Origin of the sequence: Halomicrococcus gelatinilyticus, from assembly GCA_024227995.1 — an archaeon.
In the GTDB taxonomy this organism is placed as follows: domain Archaea; phylum Halobacteriota; class Halobacteria; order Halobacteriales; family Haladaptataceae; genus Halomicrococcus; species Halomicrococcus gelatinilyticus.
This window is the reverse complement of sequence record CP100465.1, coordinates 2,191,062-2,203,740: the sequence shown is the minus strand read 5'-3', so window position 1 is coordinate 2,203,740 and position 12,679 is coordinate 2,191,062. Positions and strand designations below refer to the sequence as shown.

Here is a 12,679-nt window from a genome sequence, read left to right as displayed (position 1 = left end):
CAGCGAGGGGGTCGTCGGCGGAAAGCCATATCTTCAAAGATATTGTGCAATCTTTTATGCCATCGACGGTCGTTCACCTCGCGGTGGCAGGCCTGATCGCCACGTCGCTGCTCGCCGAACACTTCGACGGGCGGGCGGCGCTGGTGGTGCTGGCCGCTGCCGCGGTGCCAGACCTCGATACGCTGGTGGGGCTGTGGGTTCCCGGGGGACACAGGGCGGTGTTGCACACGCTCCTGCTTCCGGCAGGCGTGGGTGCGGTGCTGTTCGCCGACTCGGTCGGCGGCTCGTGGCTCGTTGACCGGTGGGGGGCGTACGGGAAGCGCGTCGCGTGGGTCGCGTTCGCCTCGCTGCTGGTCGCGGGCATCGGCCTCGACCTGTTCACCAACGGCGTGAACGTGTTCTACCCCATCCACGACCAGTTCTACAGCGTCTCGGGAAAGGTGTCGTTCTCGAACGAACGCGGACTCGTACAGACGGTCTTCGACGCGAAGGCGAGGGGGTCGACGGCCACCACCCACTACAGCACCGGATTCGACCTGGCGCGCGGGGCGGACCCGACGGGAGCCGAGCGGACGTTCCCCATCGCCCGCTCGGGGAAACAGCTGTTCCTGGGGGTGGCGAGCTTCGGCATCCTCGGCTTCCGCCTCTGGGAGTCTCGCAAGAAGTAACACACCCCCACCTCAACGTGGCGTATGGACGTTCGTCCCTACGACCCGGACGGTGACGCCGACTCGCTGTGGACCCTCAAGCGTGGCTTCGAACTCGGCCTCGGCGAGGGCACCGGCGACGACGACAAGGCCGACAGGTACGCCGGAAAGGTGACCGACGAGTACCGCGAACGCTACCTCGACTGGGTCGCGCGCTGTACCGACGACGACGAGCGCTGCGTCACGGTCGCCGACCCCGGCGACGGGGAACTCGCAGGCTACGTCTTCGTCCTCCCGGAACGCCTCGCGATGATCTGGGACGCCGCCGTGCTGAACGAGGTGTACGTCCGCCCCGAGCACCGCGGCACGGGCGTCGCCGACGACCTCATGCACGCCGCCGTCGACCTCGCTCGTTCCCAGGACCTGCCGCTCGACCGCCTCGTGCTCGACGTCGACCGTGAGAACGAGCGCGCCGGCGCCTTCTACGAGCGCCACGGCTTCGAACACTGGGGCGAGATGGTCGCGCGAGAACTGTAGGCGCAGGCGTGAACGGTTGAAGCTACGGGCGTGAACGGTCGCCGCCGGGAGCGTACGCCGTCGTTACGCCCGTTCGCCGAACGCCGAATCCTCGCTATCGGACGGGGTCGCCGAAGGCGTAGACGGTCTGGTGGCCCGTCACCTCGACCTCGAGGAAGTCGCCGGGTTCGACGCCGTGCTCGCTGGCGTTCTGGACTATTATCTGCCGGTAGGCCTGGTCGCGGCACTTCACGGAGTCGCCGGTGCCCTCCTCGACGACCAGCACCGAGCGGTGGTCGCCGACCATCGACTCGTACGCCTCGCCGACGACGTCCATCTTCAGGTCGGACATCGCCTTCGAGCGCTCCTTCTTGAGGGTGCCGCCGAGGCCCTTCATCTCCGCGGCGTCCGTGTTCGGCCGCTTGGAGAATCGCGTGACGTTGACCTTCTCCGGGCGGACCTCGCGGAGCAGGTCCATGCTCTGCTCGTGGTCCTCCTCGGTCTCGGTGGGGAAGCCGACGATGAAGTCGGTCGACAGCGTCCACTCGTCCAGGCGGTCCTCGAACGTCTCGACCACCTCGCGGAACTCCGCGACCTGGTGCTGGCGGCGCATGTCACCGAGTACGTCGTCGCTACCGGACTGGACCGGCGCGTGGATGAAGTTGTACAGTCTCTCGTGCTCGGCGAAGACGTCGGCCAGTTCCTCGCGGATGCCGTGGACGCCCTTCGGGTTCGCCATCCCGACGCGGACGCGGAAGTCGCCGTCTATCTCCGTGCAGATGCGGTCGAGCAGGACGTGGAGCTTGCGCTCGCCCTCGTCCCAGCCGTAGACCCCCGTGTCCTGGCCGGTGATGCGGAGTTCCTTCGCGCCCGCGTGGACGAGCGCGCGCGCCTTCTCGACGTTCTCCTCGACGGACGGCGAGTCGATCTTCCCCGTCGCGTGCTTCGTGATGCAGTACGAGCAGTCGCTCATGCAGCCCCTGGCGATGGGGAGGATGCCGACGACGCCGTCGAGGACGGGTTCGACGCCGGGGCCGGGCGTCGGACACTCGCCGTTGGTCACCGCCTCGGGGACGTCGTCCCAGTGGAGGACCTGCGCGTCGACGTCCGCCGCCGCGAACTCCTCGCCCTGCGCGAGCGCCATGCAGCCGGTGACGATGAGGTCGGCCGTCGCCTCGTCCAGTTCCTGGGCCCGGCGAAGCATGTTCCGCTCCGTCTTCTCGACGACGGTGCAGGAGTTCATGATGGCGACGTCGGCCTCCTCCGGCCCGTCGACGCGGTAGTGGCCGGCGTCGCGGAGCGCGGACTCGATCTGCCGGCTCTCGCCGCGATTGGAGGTACAGCCGTACGTCTCGATGTGGTACCGGGCCATTCGCACCGAACGTTGCGCCCACGCGGTCAAAAGGGCGACGGATTGGCAGGGCGACGGACCGGTGGACGCGACCGTCGACGGCGGCGGGACGACACCGCCAGCCGTCCGCCGATGGACGTGTGAACCGTTGACAGACGCGAATCGGGCGGGGGTGGACCGGGACCGACGGCGTCGGTGTCAGCAGTCCCCCAGATAGTGGTAACGCGACGTGTCAGAAACTGGGAAACGGCCGGGAAAGCCCGCACGTCCGCTTCGTTTCAGCGCGCGCCGAACTGTGCTTTCCAGTCGGGATGACATCCTGTTTCGGACCCACACGGTTTGTATCCATGCGTATCTTCGACGGAACCAGGTTCCATACATCCCTCGTTACTCGAACGGCGACGGAGTTCAGTCGGCCAACAACAAACAGGCTCTGGGCCGACGGTCAGGTGCCCACGCGACAGCGTGGTGGAGAAATCATGACTCGACAAGACACACTCGCAAGCATCGTACTGCAAGACGGTGGCGGCCTGTTCGACGGAAACATGCCGGGATGGCTGCAGGACCCGGTATCGTCGTTCATCGCGTTCCTGCCCCGACTGGTCGCCGCCATCGTCGTGCTGCTCATCGGCTGGGCGATCGGCCGCGCCGTCGCCGGACTCGTCAGGCGCATCGCCGACCGGGTGGAACTGGACCGGATGGTGCTGGAGACGCCGCTCGGGCGGATGATGGGCGGAACCGAACGCGCCGTCTCCGGCACGTTCGGCAAGATAGCAGCGTGGTTCGTCTACGCGCTCGCCGTCCTCGCCGCGGCGAACGTGCTGGCCATCTCGGTCCTCTCGGAGTGGATATCGACCGCAGTCTCCTACCTGCCGGCGTTCATCGCGGGACTGCTGGTCATCATCTTCGGGTTCGTGGTGGCCGACTTCATCGGCGACGCCATCCAGCGGACCCGCGCCGCGACCCAGACCGCCTACACGACGTGGTTCGCGACGGGGACGCGGATGTTCCTGTACTTCACCGCGGTCGTCATCGGCCTGGACACGATGGGCATCGACGTCGGCATCCTGTTCGTGTTCGCGCGGGCGCTCGCGTGGGGCTTGGCCGCCGCGCTCGCCATCGGCCTCGGCGTCTCGTTCGGCTGGGGAAGCCGGCACTACGTCGCCGACCACATTGACGGCTGGGTCCAGCAGGCGAACCAGGGGACGCCGAGTCCCCAGCGCGGTGCCGGTAGTAGCGGTGACGATGACTAACGACGGAAGTCCTCGACGATAGCGACGCCGCTGCTCGCGCCGATGCGCTCGGCGCCCGCCTCGAACATCTTCTTCGCCGTCTCGAAATCGCCGACGCCGCCGCTCGCCTTGACCGGCAGGTACTCGCTCATGAGCGCCACGTCGTCGACGCGCGCGCCGGCCTCGGCGAACCCGGTCGAGGTCTTCACGAAGTCGGCGCCGGCGTCGGCCGCGAGGCGGCAGGCGTCGTGCTTGTCCTCGTCGGTCAGCAGCGCCGTCTCGATGATGACCTTCACGGGGACGGCGACGGCGTCGACGACCGTCGCGAGTTCGTCGCGGACCGCGTCGTGCTGGCCCGCTTGCAGTCGACCGACGTTGATGACGACGTCCAGTTCGTCGGCCCCGTCCTCGACTGCCGTGACCGCCTCCGCACGCTTCGCCCCGGTGGCGTGCTGGCCGTGCGGGAAGCCGACGACGGTCGCCAGCGTCACGTCCGGCGCGTGCTCGGCCGCTTCAGCGACGTAGCACGGCGGGACGCAGGCGTTCATCCCGTACTCGGCGGCCTCGTCCAGCACTCGCTCGACGTCGGCAGGGGTGGTCTCCGGCCCGAGGACCGTGTGGTCGATGCGGGCCGCGAGTTCGGCTTCGTCCATGCCCGGAGGGATGGCGAGCGCGAGTAAAAATCCCCGCCATCGACTACCAGACGCCCTGCTGGCGGTCGAGCAGCGACACGACGACCGTGTGGGGGAGCGTGAGCGCGGCGAGGACGGCGAGGTAGAGGGCGGCGAGTTCTCCGGGGGCGGCCGGTGCGGCCGGCACGACGACCGCAGCGCTGCCGAGCAGCACGAGTGCGACGACGGTCAGCGGCGCGGCGTCGCGAGCGAACGCACCGAGCGCGGCGCCCACGCGGTCGGCGTCGAGCGCCGCACGTCCTCCGGGGTCGAGGGCGACCATGCGGGCGACGTGCCGGACCGAGTGCCACAGCGGAAAGTAGACGCCGATGGCGAGCACCGGTGGCACCACCGCGAAGTACGCCGCGAGCAGCGTCGTCTCGACCGCGTCGTACCGCCACGCCGCGCCGCCGGTCCGTCTCCCGAGTGCCAGCGACGCCAGCGCGGCCGAAAGCAGCGCGACGCCGAGCGCCGCGCGCACCTCCGGCCGGAACAGGGGGTCGAGGCGCGCGACCGCGCCTGGGTCGAACAGTCCGACGACGAGCGACGCCACCCGGCGGTACGTGGCGGGGAAGGCGACGAGCGGGACGACCATCGGCAGGCCGCCGCGGACGACGACGACCAGCGCCCGCTGGAGGCGCGTCGGGGCCGCGCCCGGGTCGAGCGCCCGCAGCAGGTAGAGGTCGCCCTGCCCCCAGTGGAACCACGTCAGGGCGATGAAGGCGACGAACGACGCGGCGGGCGCGAGGAACCACGCCGCGAAGAAGGCACCGCCGAGCACGAGGTAGAGCAGGCCGACGCCGGCCAGCGCGCGGGGCGTGACCGGCCGGTCGTGGACCCACGGGAGCGCGAGGTGGTCGACGGCCCCGTGGGGGAGTCCGAACGCGACGACGCTGGCGAGCAGCGGGAGGAACTGCCACGGCGGAACGACGGTACTCGACGGAGGCGGCGACGGTCCGGCCGTGAGCGCGCGGGCGACGGCCACGACCGCGAACGCGAGCGCGAGCGTGCCCACCAGCGCCCACGCCGGGCGGACGACCCAGCGCAGGAGGGTCGGCCGGACGTCGGGCGTCACCGCCATCGGACGACTCCCGTCCGCCGCCAGTCGTCGGACACCCGGAAGTACAGCACCAGCCCCTGGACGAGCAGGAGGTTCGTCAGCAGGAAGAACAGTCCCTCCTCGACGGGGAGGCCGAGGACCGTCAGGCCCGTCGTCTGGGCCGGCGAGAGCTTCCAGACGCCGGCGGCGATGGCGACCCTGTCGACGGTGGCGAGGTACAGCGTCGGCACGAGGACGGCGACGGCGCACCGTCGCCGGCAGCGCCAGAGGTAGCGACCGCCGTAGGCCACCTGCAGCGCGAGCACCGGCGCGGCCCACGCGAGGATGGCGCCGAGGTAGTACCCGCCGTCGACGCCGAGCAGCGCCACGCCGGACAGCGCGACGACCACCCACGCCGCGGCACCCGCGACGCTCCCCTGGACGGGGGTGCGGTCGTCGTCGGGCGACGAGAGACGAGCGACCCACAGCCCCGTCAGCAACGACTGCAGCAGCACGAACAGGTACTCGCAGACCGGCGCGTACCAGAGTCGGCGCTCGACCGCGCCGTCGCCGTACCACCAGACGCCGCGTGCGATGAGGTAGTTGTCCCACGGCGTCGTGTAGCCGAGCGCGATCGCAGCGAGGACGCCGACGCCGACGCCCGCGACGCGTCCGCGCCCGGCGAGCGGCCGCGAGGTCGTCACCGCCAGCGCAAGCACTGGCGGGACGACGAACAGCGCGAGAAACTGGAGGTACGTGATGGGCGTGCTCATCCGGGGACCGGCGAACCGGTTACGCCGGTGCCTCGGCAGGGCGGCGCGTCGCCTGTTCGAGGACGTTCCGGCTGCGGAGCAGCAGGAACCCGAACCCGACCTTCGCGCTCAGGTCGAGGACCATGAACGCCGCCGTCTCCCAGTACAGCGGCACGAGTTGGAGCGTGCTCTCGGTCCCGAGTATCCAGACGACGGGGTACAGCACCCACAGGGCGACGGTGAGGTTCCGGAGGGTCTGGAACAGGTTGCCGACGTCACCCGGCCGCTCGCGGGCCTGCATGGTGAGGCTCCCGACGAGGATGTACAGGAGGAACAGCAGCGCACCGGAGCTGATACCCCACCAGACGATGCGGAACGCGGGGTCGGGCGTCAGCGCCGCGACGAGACCCGTCACGATCATGAACACGTCGACGCCGACGAGCGTGGCGATGGTGTTGCGGTCGGCACCCGCGAGCAACGCGAGGTCGAACAGCAACAGGGGCGTCGTCACCAGCCAGTCGGCGTACCGCGCCCAGTAGATGTCGAGGGTCCGGTCGCCGACCACGACCTCGGTGAGGCCGAACCCGGTCGCCATCGCGAGGTACGAGGCGAACGCCGTCGTCGTGATGAATATGGTCGCGATGTAGAACAGTTGCTGTTCTACGTCGCTCACCGACCATCCGCGGCCGATGAAGTACAGCGTGCCGATTGCCATCCCGAGTGCACCGATCCAGAGCCATATCGATTCCGCACCTGGTTGTGCCATTGCACTGGAGATTGCGCCCGGGCAGACTTATAGGAAGCTTATCAAATCTGATTTTCACGACGTTGAATGAGTGACGAGGAGGAAATCAAATCACGGGGCGCGAACCGGTCGTATCGGCGGAATCAGCGGCCGATAGCGACGCCGGCGGTCAGCCGTCGTCGGTGGCCGACCCCACGAGCCGGTCGGCGTCGGGGTCTTCCTTCCACTCGCCGAGCTCCTTGGGGTCGACGTGGACGAACACGTCGTCGACCTCGGGCAGCTCGCGGACGGACTCGACGACGTCCGTCTCGATGTCGTGGGCCTCGCGGAGGGTGCGGTCGCCCTCCACCTCGATGTGCATGCTCACGTCGATCTCGGGACCGACGTAGTGGGCGACGACGTCGTGGGCACCCTCGACCTCCGGATGGGCGAGCGCCCGCTGGACGATCTCGGCTCGCAGGTCCTCCGGCGGCGCGCGGCCGACGAGGTAGTCGACGTTGTCCTCGACGATCTCCCAGCCGGTGTAGAGGATGCCCAGCGAGACGACGCCGGCGGCGACGGGGTCGAGCACTGGCGCACCCATGCGCGCGCCGACGACGCCGACGAGCGCCGCGACCGCCGTCAGGATGTCGTTGCGGTTGTCGAGCGCCGTCGCCACCACGGCCGGCGAGCGCGTCTCCTCCCCGACGTACAGGCAGTAGCGGTAGAGGCCGTACTTGACACCGGCGGTCGCGGCGAGGACGCCGACCGCCAGCGGCCCCGTCGTCACCGTGACGTCGCCCGTCAGGACGCTCGTCGTCGAGCGCCACAGCACAAGCCCACCCGCCGCGAACACGCCGACGGCGACGAACAGCGAGACGAACGGCTCGATGCGCTCGTGGCCGTGGGGGTGTTCGAAGTCCGGCGGCTGGGTCGTCAGGTACAGACCGGCCAGCACGACGACGCTGTAGACGGCGTCCGAGAGGCTGTTGACCGCCTCGGAGCCGACCGCGAGACTGCCGGTCTCGAACCAGACGCCGCCCTTGGCGACGGCGAGCACCACGTTCGCCGCGAGGACGACGAGCCCCGCTCGGCGGACGGCGCTGGAACGACTCATCGCCGTAACCGTTGTACCCGGGACCTAAAGGGCGTATCGTTCCCCCGGAGCCCCGTCTCCGACCGGACCCCGGCCGGTTCAGAACCGAACGGCGCCGTCGTCGGTCGTCGCGCCCTCCTGCTCGGCGAACGCCGCGTGGACCCGGTCGTAGGTGTCGTCGAGCGCCTCGACGACGACCTTCGTGTCGGCGACCACCGGCATGAAGTTGGTGTCGCCCTCCCACCGCGGGACGACGTGGGTGTGGAGGTGGTCGTCGATGGAGCCGCCGCTCCCCTGGCCGAGGTTCAGACCGGCGTTGAACCCGTCCGGCCCGAGTCCGGTCTCGAGCGCGTCGAACGTGCGCTGTTTGAGCCGGGCGTGCCCGAGGAGGGCGTCGTCGTCCAGGTCGCGGTAGTCGCCGGTGTGCTGGCGGGGAACGACCATCGCGTGGCCCGGGTTGTAGGGGTAGTTGTTCAGCATGACGACGGCGTGGTCGTTGCGGGCGACGACCAGGTTCTCGCGGTCGTCGTCGCGGTCCGGAAGTTCGCAGAAGACGCACTCGTCGACGTCGGCGTTCTTGTCGTCGCGCTCGACCCACTCGATGCGCCACGGTGCGAAGACCTGGTCCATGACGGCGTCTGAGACGGCGAGGGCTTTATCCTTTCCGCGAGCGGACGTCGACGTCCGCCGCCCCTTCTCTCGCCCGGTAACGTGGCGATAACGGGCGTGAAATCGACGGTTCGACGCCGTTCACCGACCGTAACGGACGTTTCGGCGGTCCGACCCGGACAACAGTATCTTTTCAACGACCGCCTTCGGACGGTAGGTAAGGGATGTATCTCATCATCGTCGGCGCTGGCGACATCGGCTCACAGCTCATCGAGATCGCAACCCAGAACACCAACGACGTGGTGGTGATCGAGAAGGACGAGCAGCGCGCCGAGCGCGCGTCGCGGGAGTTCGACTGCCTCGTGTTGCACGACGACGCGACGGACATCGCCACGCTGGAGGACGCCGGCGTGAACCGGGCGGACGCCCTCATCAGCACGACCGACCAGGACGCGACCAACATCATGGTCTGCCTGCTCGGCCAGGAGGCAGACGTCCCGTCGCTCGTCTCCGTCGTCCACAACCCCGAGCACATGAACATCTTCCGCCAGATCGGCGTGAACGTCATCGAGAACCCCCAGCGCCTCATCGCCGAGTACCTCTACCGCGCGGTGAAACGCCCCTCGATCAAGGACTACATGAAACTCGGCGAGCACGCGGAGGTGTTCGAGATAACGGTCGACCCGTACGCCCCCATCGCCGGCCAGACCCTCGCTGAGGCGGCGGAGGAAGGGGTGCTCGACGAGGGCCTGCTCGTGGTCGCCATCGAGCGCGACGACGCGGTCATCACTCCCAGCGGGACGACGACCATCGAGGGCGGCGACCTCGTGACCGTCTTCTCCGAGCGCGGTGCGACGCCGGACGTGACGGACAAGTTCGGTCACTTCGAGGACCGCGAGTGAGATGACGCGGGACGAGCGAGTCGCGGGCGTGCCGACCGACCTCGCCATCATCGTGCGCGACGTCGGCGCGCTCGTGCTGATGCAGGCCGCGCTGATGGCGGTGACGACTGGCGTCGCCGTCGTCTTCGACGAATGGTACGCCGCGCTGTCCTTCTTCGCCGCGGCCGCCGTCACCGCCGTCGTCGGCTGGATAGCGCGCAAGCGGTTCGCGGCCGCGCCCGTCCCGAAAATGAAACACGGCATGGTCATCGCGGCCAGCGGCTGGTTCGTCACCGCCATCTTCGGCGCCGTCCCCTTCTTCCTGGCGGCGACCCTCACCCCGCCGGGGGTAATGGACACGTACGTGCCGGCAGGTGCGTCCTACCGCCCGATACCGGTCGACGGGACGACGACGCTGTCGAGTCTCGCCTACTTCCAGCACCCGCTGCACGCGCTGTTCGAGAGCATGTCCGGGTGGACCGGGAGCGGTCTGACGATGGCGATCCACGAACCGTCGCTCCCCCGGGCGTTCCAGTGGTGGCGGTCGCTCATCCAGTACGTCGGCGGCGTGGGCGTCATCGTCCTCACGACGGCCATCCTCGCGCGGCCGGGCAGCGGGAGCTACGCGCTCTACCGCGCGGAGACGCGGGAGGAACGCATCCACCCTAGCATCGTTCACACCGTTCAGACCGTCTGGCGCATCTTCGTGCTCTACACGGCGCTCGCCGTCGTCGTGCTGTTCGTCGCCATCCGGCTCAGCGAACCCCGACTCTCGCTGTTCGAGACGGGGTGGCAGGCGCTCAACCACGCGATGACGGCGCTGTCGACCGGCGGGTTCAGCGTCACCGACAACTCCATCACGTCGTACGACTCGCCGCTGATAGAGACCGTCCTGCTGCCGATCATGACCCTGGGCGCCATCGCCTTCCCCGTCCACTACGTGATGTTGCACGACCGCGACCCGTCGCCGCTGTGGTCGGACCTACAGACGCGATGGCTGCTCCTGCTGCTCGCCGGTGGCTCTGTCCTGCTCACGCTCCAGAACGAACTCGTTCTCACGGCGGCGTTCGAACCGACGGCCGCCTACTTCGGATTCGACACCGCGAGCGCGACCGCCACCCGGGATTCGGCGTTCCAGTTCGTCAGCGCGCTCTCCTGCACCGGGTTCCAGTCGTCGCCCGTCGGCGACTGGGGCGCGGGCGGGAAGCTCATCCTCAGCGGCGCGATGGTGCTCGGCGGCGCGGCCGGCAGCACCGTCGGCGGCATCAAGATCATCCGCGGGTACACCATCGGGAGAGGCATCCGCTGGCAGTTCTCCCGCGTGTTCCTCCCCTCCTCCGCGGTCGTGAGTACCCACCTCGGCGACCGAACCCTGGGCCGCGACGAGATGTTCGAGGAGTTCAGCGAGGCGGCAATCGTCAGCATGCTGTGGCTCGTCCTGCTGCTCGCCGGCAGCGTCGTCCTGGTCAACGTTGCCCCGGAGTTCGGCTACGCAGACGTTCTGTTCGAGGTGGCGAGCGCGCAAGGCAACGTCGGCCTCTCGACCGGCATCACGGGGCCGTCGATGTCACCCATCGGCGAGGCGATGCTGGTGCTGAACATGTGGATCGGCAGGCTGGAGATAATCCCCGTCCTCGTGTTCGTTCGGTCCTGGCTGTTCGGTCTCGAACCGTAACTATAGTATAAATAGTATTCGGCCGTTGTGCCGTTTTTCGCCAGGGTTAACGCCGCACAGGATTCGATAAACAGAACGAGACGTTTCCCGCCGCCAGTGGCCCGGAATCGCCGGACAGGAACCGGATGAACGGTTCGAACGTCGTCCAACAGAGTCGGGTTTTTATGCGATTCTCGGCGCAAAGAGTGTCCGAACAGGTAGCAATCATGGCAACAAAGAATCAGGGGTTCAAGGCTATCGTCGAACTGTGCGACAACTGCGGACAGGAGACGTCACACGAGGTCTCCGTCGAGATCAGGACCGAGAGCAAGAAACAGGAGAACGCGGAGTTCTCGCGCGAACCGTACCGCGTATCGAAATGCCAGCGTTGTGGCGAAGAGACGAGCCAGCGGATGAACAACGCCTGAACCTCAGGGGGTTTTCCGGGGCAGTACTCTTCTCGAAATCTCGTTCTCCACGGCCGACACCGCCGGGCAGTCGACGACAGGAAACGACCGTAGCGTCGACCGTTCGCCGTCGACGACTCAGGCGGTGAACACGTCGCAGCCGTCCTCGGTGACGATGACGGAGTGCTCCTTCTGGCTGACCAGGTTGCCTTCGTCCTCCTTCAGCACGGGGTAGCCGTGGACGACGTCTGACATCTTCAGCCGGCGGAGCGCCATCTCGGGGCGCGAGACGTCGAGCCAGCGAGTGGCGAACGGGAGGGTGCGGAACTCCTCGGTTATCTGGTCGAGCGCCTGACGGGCCTGCCGGTTCCGGACCGACCCCTCGCGTTCGAGGGCGAAGATCTCCTCGTCGGCACCCTCGGTGACCTTGCCCGACCCGTCGGTGGCGAACGGCTCGATGGCGACCACGTCGCCGACCTCGAGTTCGATGCCCTGCGAGACGGCCCGGTTGGGGATGTTGGGGTCGGTGTGCTGTTCGTAGTGGGCGAGGCCGTGGCCGGAGAGGTTGACGACGGGGTTGAACCCGTAGCCGTCGATGACCTCCTCGATCTCGGCGCCGATAGCGCCCGTCTCGACGCCGGGTTCGACGACCTCGAGGGCGGCGTCGAGCGCCTCCGCGCTCGCATCGGCGAGTTCGTCGTGGCCGGAGAGGTCGACGGTGATGGCGGTGTCGGCGATCCAGCCGTCGATGTGGACCCCGATGTCGAGGTTCACCATCTCCTCGCCGAACGTCGTCTCGTCGTCGATGCCCGGCGTCGCGTGGGCGGCCTCCTCGTCGACGCTGATGTTCACCGGGAACGCCGGCTTCCCGCCGAGTTCGCGGATGCGGTCCTCGGCGTACTCGGCGACCTCGAGCTGGCTCGCGCCGACCTCGACGCGGTCGGCGGCTTCCTCGCGCACCTGGGCGAGGATCTCGCCCGCCTCGCGGTGCTTCTCGTACTTCTCGGCCGAGAGATCGACCTCCTGCTCACTCATGCCCGCTACTTTGCCCGAACGAGCCAAAGGGTTTGCGTTCCCCGAAGCGGCGCCGCGTGCGCCGA

General features: G+C 68.4%; 14 protein-coding genes. 6 read left to right on the top strand and 8 right to left on the bottom strand.

The genetic code is table 11. The features are described from left to right. Positions 1-56: 56 nt before the first annotated feature. Positions 57-668: a metal-dependent hydrolase gene (locus NKT36_RS11625; RefSeq protein WP_327051213.1), complete on the top strand. Its 612-nt coding sequence runs from the start codon at positions 57-59 to the stop codon at positions 666-668. A 24-nt stretch (positions 669-692) separates the two neighbouring features. Further along, positions 693-1,184 carry a GNAT family N-acetyltransferase gene (locus NKT36_RS11620; RefSeq protein ID WP_327051212.1) on the top strand — a complete coding sequence of 164 codons (492 nt, stop codon included), beginning with the start codon at positions 693-695 and terminating at the stop codon, positions 1,182-1,184. Between the two features lie 94 nt (positions 1,185-1,278). Here the strand turns inward: NKT36_RS11620 and NKT36_RS11615 are convergent, their stop codons facing one another. Continuing rightward, a complete protein-coding gene (locus NKT36_RS11615; RefSeq protein ID WP_327051211.1) occupies positions 1,279-2,535 on the bottom strand; it encodes a tRNA (N(6)-L-threonylcarbamoyladenosine(37)-C(2))-methylthiotransferase in 1,257 nt (418 codons plus the stop codon). Positions 2,536-3,059: 524 nt separating this feature from the next. Here NKT36_RS11615 and NKT36_RS11610 point away from each other — a divergent pair. Beyond that, positions 3,060-3,767, top strand: a complete 708-nt coding sequence (locus NKT36_RS11610) for a mechanosensitive ion channel family protein (protein ID WP_407652214.1) — start codon at positions 3,060-3,062, stop codon at positions 3,765-3,767. Here NKT36_RS11610 and deoC read toward each other — a convergent pair. From deoC to NKT36_RS11580, 6 genes are all read right to left on the bottom strand, one after another. Next, positions 3,764-4,399, bottom strand: a complete 636-nt coding sequence (gene deoC, locus NKT36_RS11605) for a deoxyribose-phosphate aldolase (protein ID WP_327051209.1) — start codon at positions 4,397-4,399, stop codon at positions 3,764-3,766. The two genes, NKT36_RS11610 and deoC, sit on opposite strands and share 4 nt — an antisense overlap. A gap of 43 nt (positions 4,400-4,442) precedes the next feature. Further along, entirely contained in the window at positions 4,443-5,498 is a 1,056-nt protein-coding gene (locus NKT36_RS11600; RefSeq protein ID WP_327051208.1) for a Brp/Blh family beta-carotene 15,15'-dioxygenase, read from the bottom strand. Then, positions 5,489-6,229 carry a lycopene cyclase domain-containing protein gene (locus NKT36_RS11595; protein ID WP_327051207.1) on the bottom strand — a complete coding sequence of 247 codons (741 nt, stop codon included), beginning with the start codon at positions 6,227-6,229 and terminating at the stop codon, positions 5,489-5,491. Before NKT36_RS11595 ends, NKT36_RS11600 begins: the two co-directional genes overlap by 10 nt. 19 nt (positions 6,230-6,248) lie before the next feature. Continuing rightward, complete coding sequence (locus tag NKT36_RS11590) at positions 6,249-6,974, bottom strand: bacteriorhodopsin (protein ID WP_327051206.1); 726 nt, start codon at positions 6,972-6,974, stop codon at positions 6,249-6,251. Between the two features lie 148 nt (positions 6,975-7,122). Beyond that, positions 7,123-8,049, bottom strand: coding sequence for a cation diffusion facilitator family transporter (locus tag NKT36_RS11585; protein ID WP_327051205.1), 927 nt, complete (start codon positions 8,047-8,049; stop codon positions 7,123-7,125). A 78-nt stretch (positions 8,050-8,127) separates the two neighbouring features. Further along, positions 8,128-8,658, bottom strand: coding sequence for an HIT family protein (locus NKT36_RS11580; protein ID WP_327051204.1), 531 nt, complete (start codon positions 8,656-8,658; stop codon positions 8,128-8,130). Positions 8,659-8,861: 203 nt separating this feature from the next. On the opposite strand from NKT36_RS11580, the gene NKT36_RS11575 reads away from it, so the two are divergent. From NKT36_RS11575 to NKT36_RS11565, 3 genes are all read left to right on the top strand, one after another. Beyond that, complete coding sequence (locus NKT36_RS11575) at positions 8,862-9,539, top strand: potassium channel family protein (RefSeq protein WP_327051203.1); 678 nt, start codon at positions 8,862-8,864, stop codon at positions 9,537-9,539. Position 9,540: 1 nt separating this feature from the next. After that, a complete protein-coding gene (locus NKT36_RS11570; RefSeq protein ID WP_327051202.1) occupies positions 9,541-11,193 on the top strand; it encodes a TrkH family potassium uptake protein in 1,653 nt (550 codons plus the stop codon). A gap of 206 nt (positions 11,194-11,399) precedes the next feature. Continuing rightward, on the top strand, positions 11,400-11,600 hold the full coding sequence (locus NKT36_RS11565) for a DUF7835 family putative zinc beta-ribbon protein (protein ID WP_327051201.1): 201 nt from the start codon (positions 11,400-11,402) through the stop codon (positions 11,598-11,600). Positions 11,601-11,717: 117 nt separating this feature from the next. Here the strand turns inward: NKT36_RS11565 and map are convergent, their stop codons facing one another. Next, complete coding sequence (gene map, locus NKT36_RS11560; protein WP_327051200.1) at positions 11,718-12,614, bottom strand: type II methionyl aminopeptidase; 897 nt, start codon at positions 12,612-12,614, stop codon at positions 11,718-11,720. Between the last annotated feature and the right edge of the window lie 65 nt (positions 12,615-12,679).

What these genes read in the sequence shown, in the direction of transcription:
- NKT36_RS11565 (WP_327051201.1), top strand. Translation starts at nt 11,400, where the DNA reads ATGGCAACAAAGAATCAGGGGTTCAAGGCTATCGTCGAACTGTGCGAC.
- NKT36_RS11620 (WP_327051212.1), top strand. Translation starts at nt 693, where the DNA reads ATGGACGTTCGTCCCTACGACCCGGACGGTGACGCCGACTCGCTGTGG.
- NKT36_RS11595 (WP_327051207.1), bottom strand. Translation starts at nt 6,229, where the DNA reads ATGAGCACGCCCATCACGTACCTCCAGTTTCTCGCGCTGTTCGTCGTC.
- NKT36_RS11580 (WP_327051204.1), bottom strand. Translation starts at nt 8,658, where the DNA reads ATGGACCAGGTCTTCGCACCGTGGCGCATCGAGTGGGTCGAGCGCGAC.
- NKT36_RS11570 (WP_327051202.1), top strand. Translation starts at nt 9,541, where the DNA reads ATGACGCGGGACGAGCGAGTCGCGGGCGTGCCGACCGACCTCGCCATC.
- deoC (WP_327051209.1), bottom strand. Translation starts at nt 4,399, where the DNA reads ATGGACGAAGCCGAACTCGCGGCCCGCATCGACCACACGGTCCTCGGG.
- NKT36_RS11590 (WP_327051206.1), bottom strand. Translation starts at nt 6,974, where the DNA reads ATGGCACAACCAGGTGCGGAATCGATATGGCTCTGGATCGGTGCACTC.
- NKT36_RS11610 (WP_407652214.1), top strand. Translation starts at nt 3,060, where the DNA reads ATGCCGGGATGGCTGCAGGACCCGGTATCGTCGTTCATCGCGTTCCTG.
- NKT36_RS11585 (WP_327051205.1), bottom strand. Translation starts at nt 8,049, where the DNA reads ATGAGTCGTTCCAGCGCCGTCCGCCGAGCGGGGCTCGTCGTCCTCGCG.
- NKT36_RS11615 (WP_327051211.1), bottom strand. Translation starts at nt 2,535, where the DNA reads ATGGCCCGGTACCACATCGAGACGTACGGCTGTACCTCCAATCGCGGC.
- NKT36_RS11625 (WP_327051213.1), top strand. Translation starts at nt 57, where the DNA reads ATGCCATCGACGGTCGTTCACCTCGCGGTGGCAGGCCTGATCGCCACG.
- NKT36_RS11575 (WP_327051203.1), top strand. Translation starts at nt 8,862, where the DNA reads ATGTATCTCATCATCGTCGGCGCTGGCGACATCGGCTCACAGCTCATC.
- NKT36_RS11600 (WP_327051208.1), bottom strand. Translation starts at nt 5,498, where the DNA reads ATGGCGGTGACGCCCGACGTCCGGCCGACCCTCCTGCGCTGGGTCGTC.
- map (WP_327051200.1), bottom strand. Translation starts at nt 12,614, where the DNA reads ATGAGTGAGCAGGAGGTCGATCTCTCGGCCGAGAAGTACGAGAAGCAC.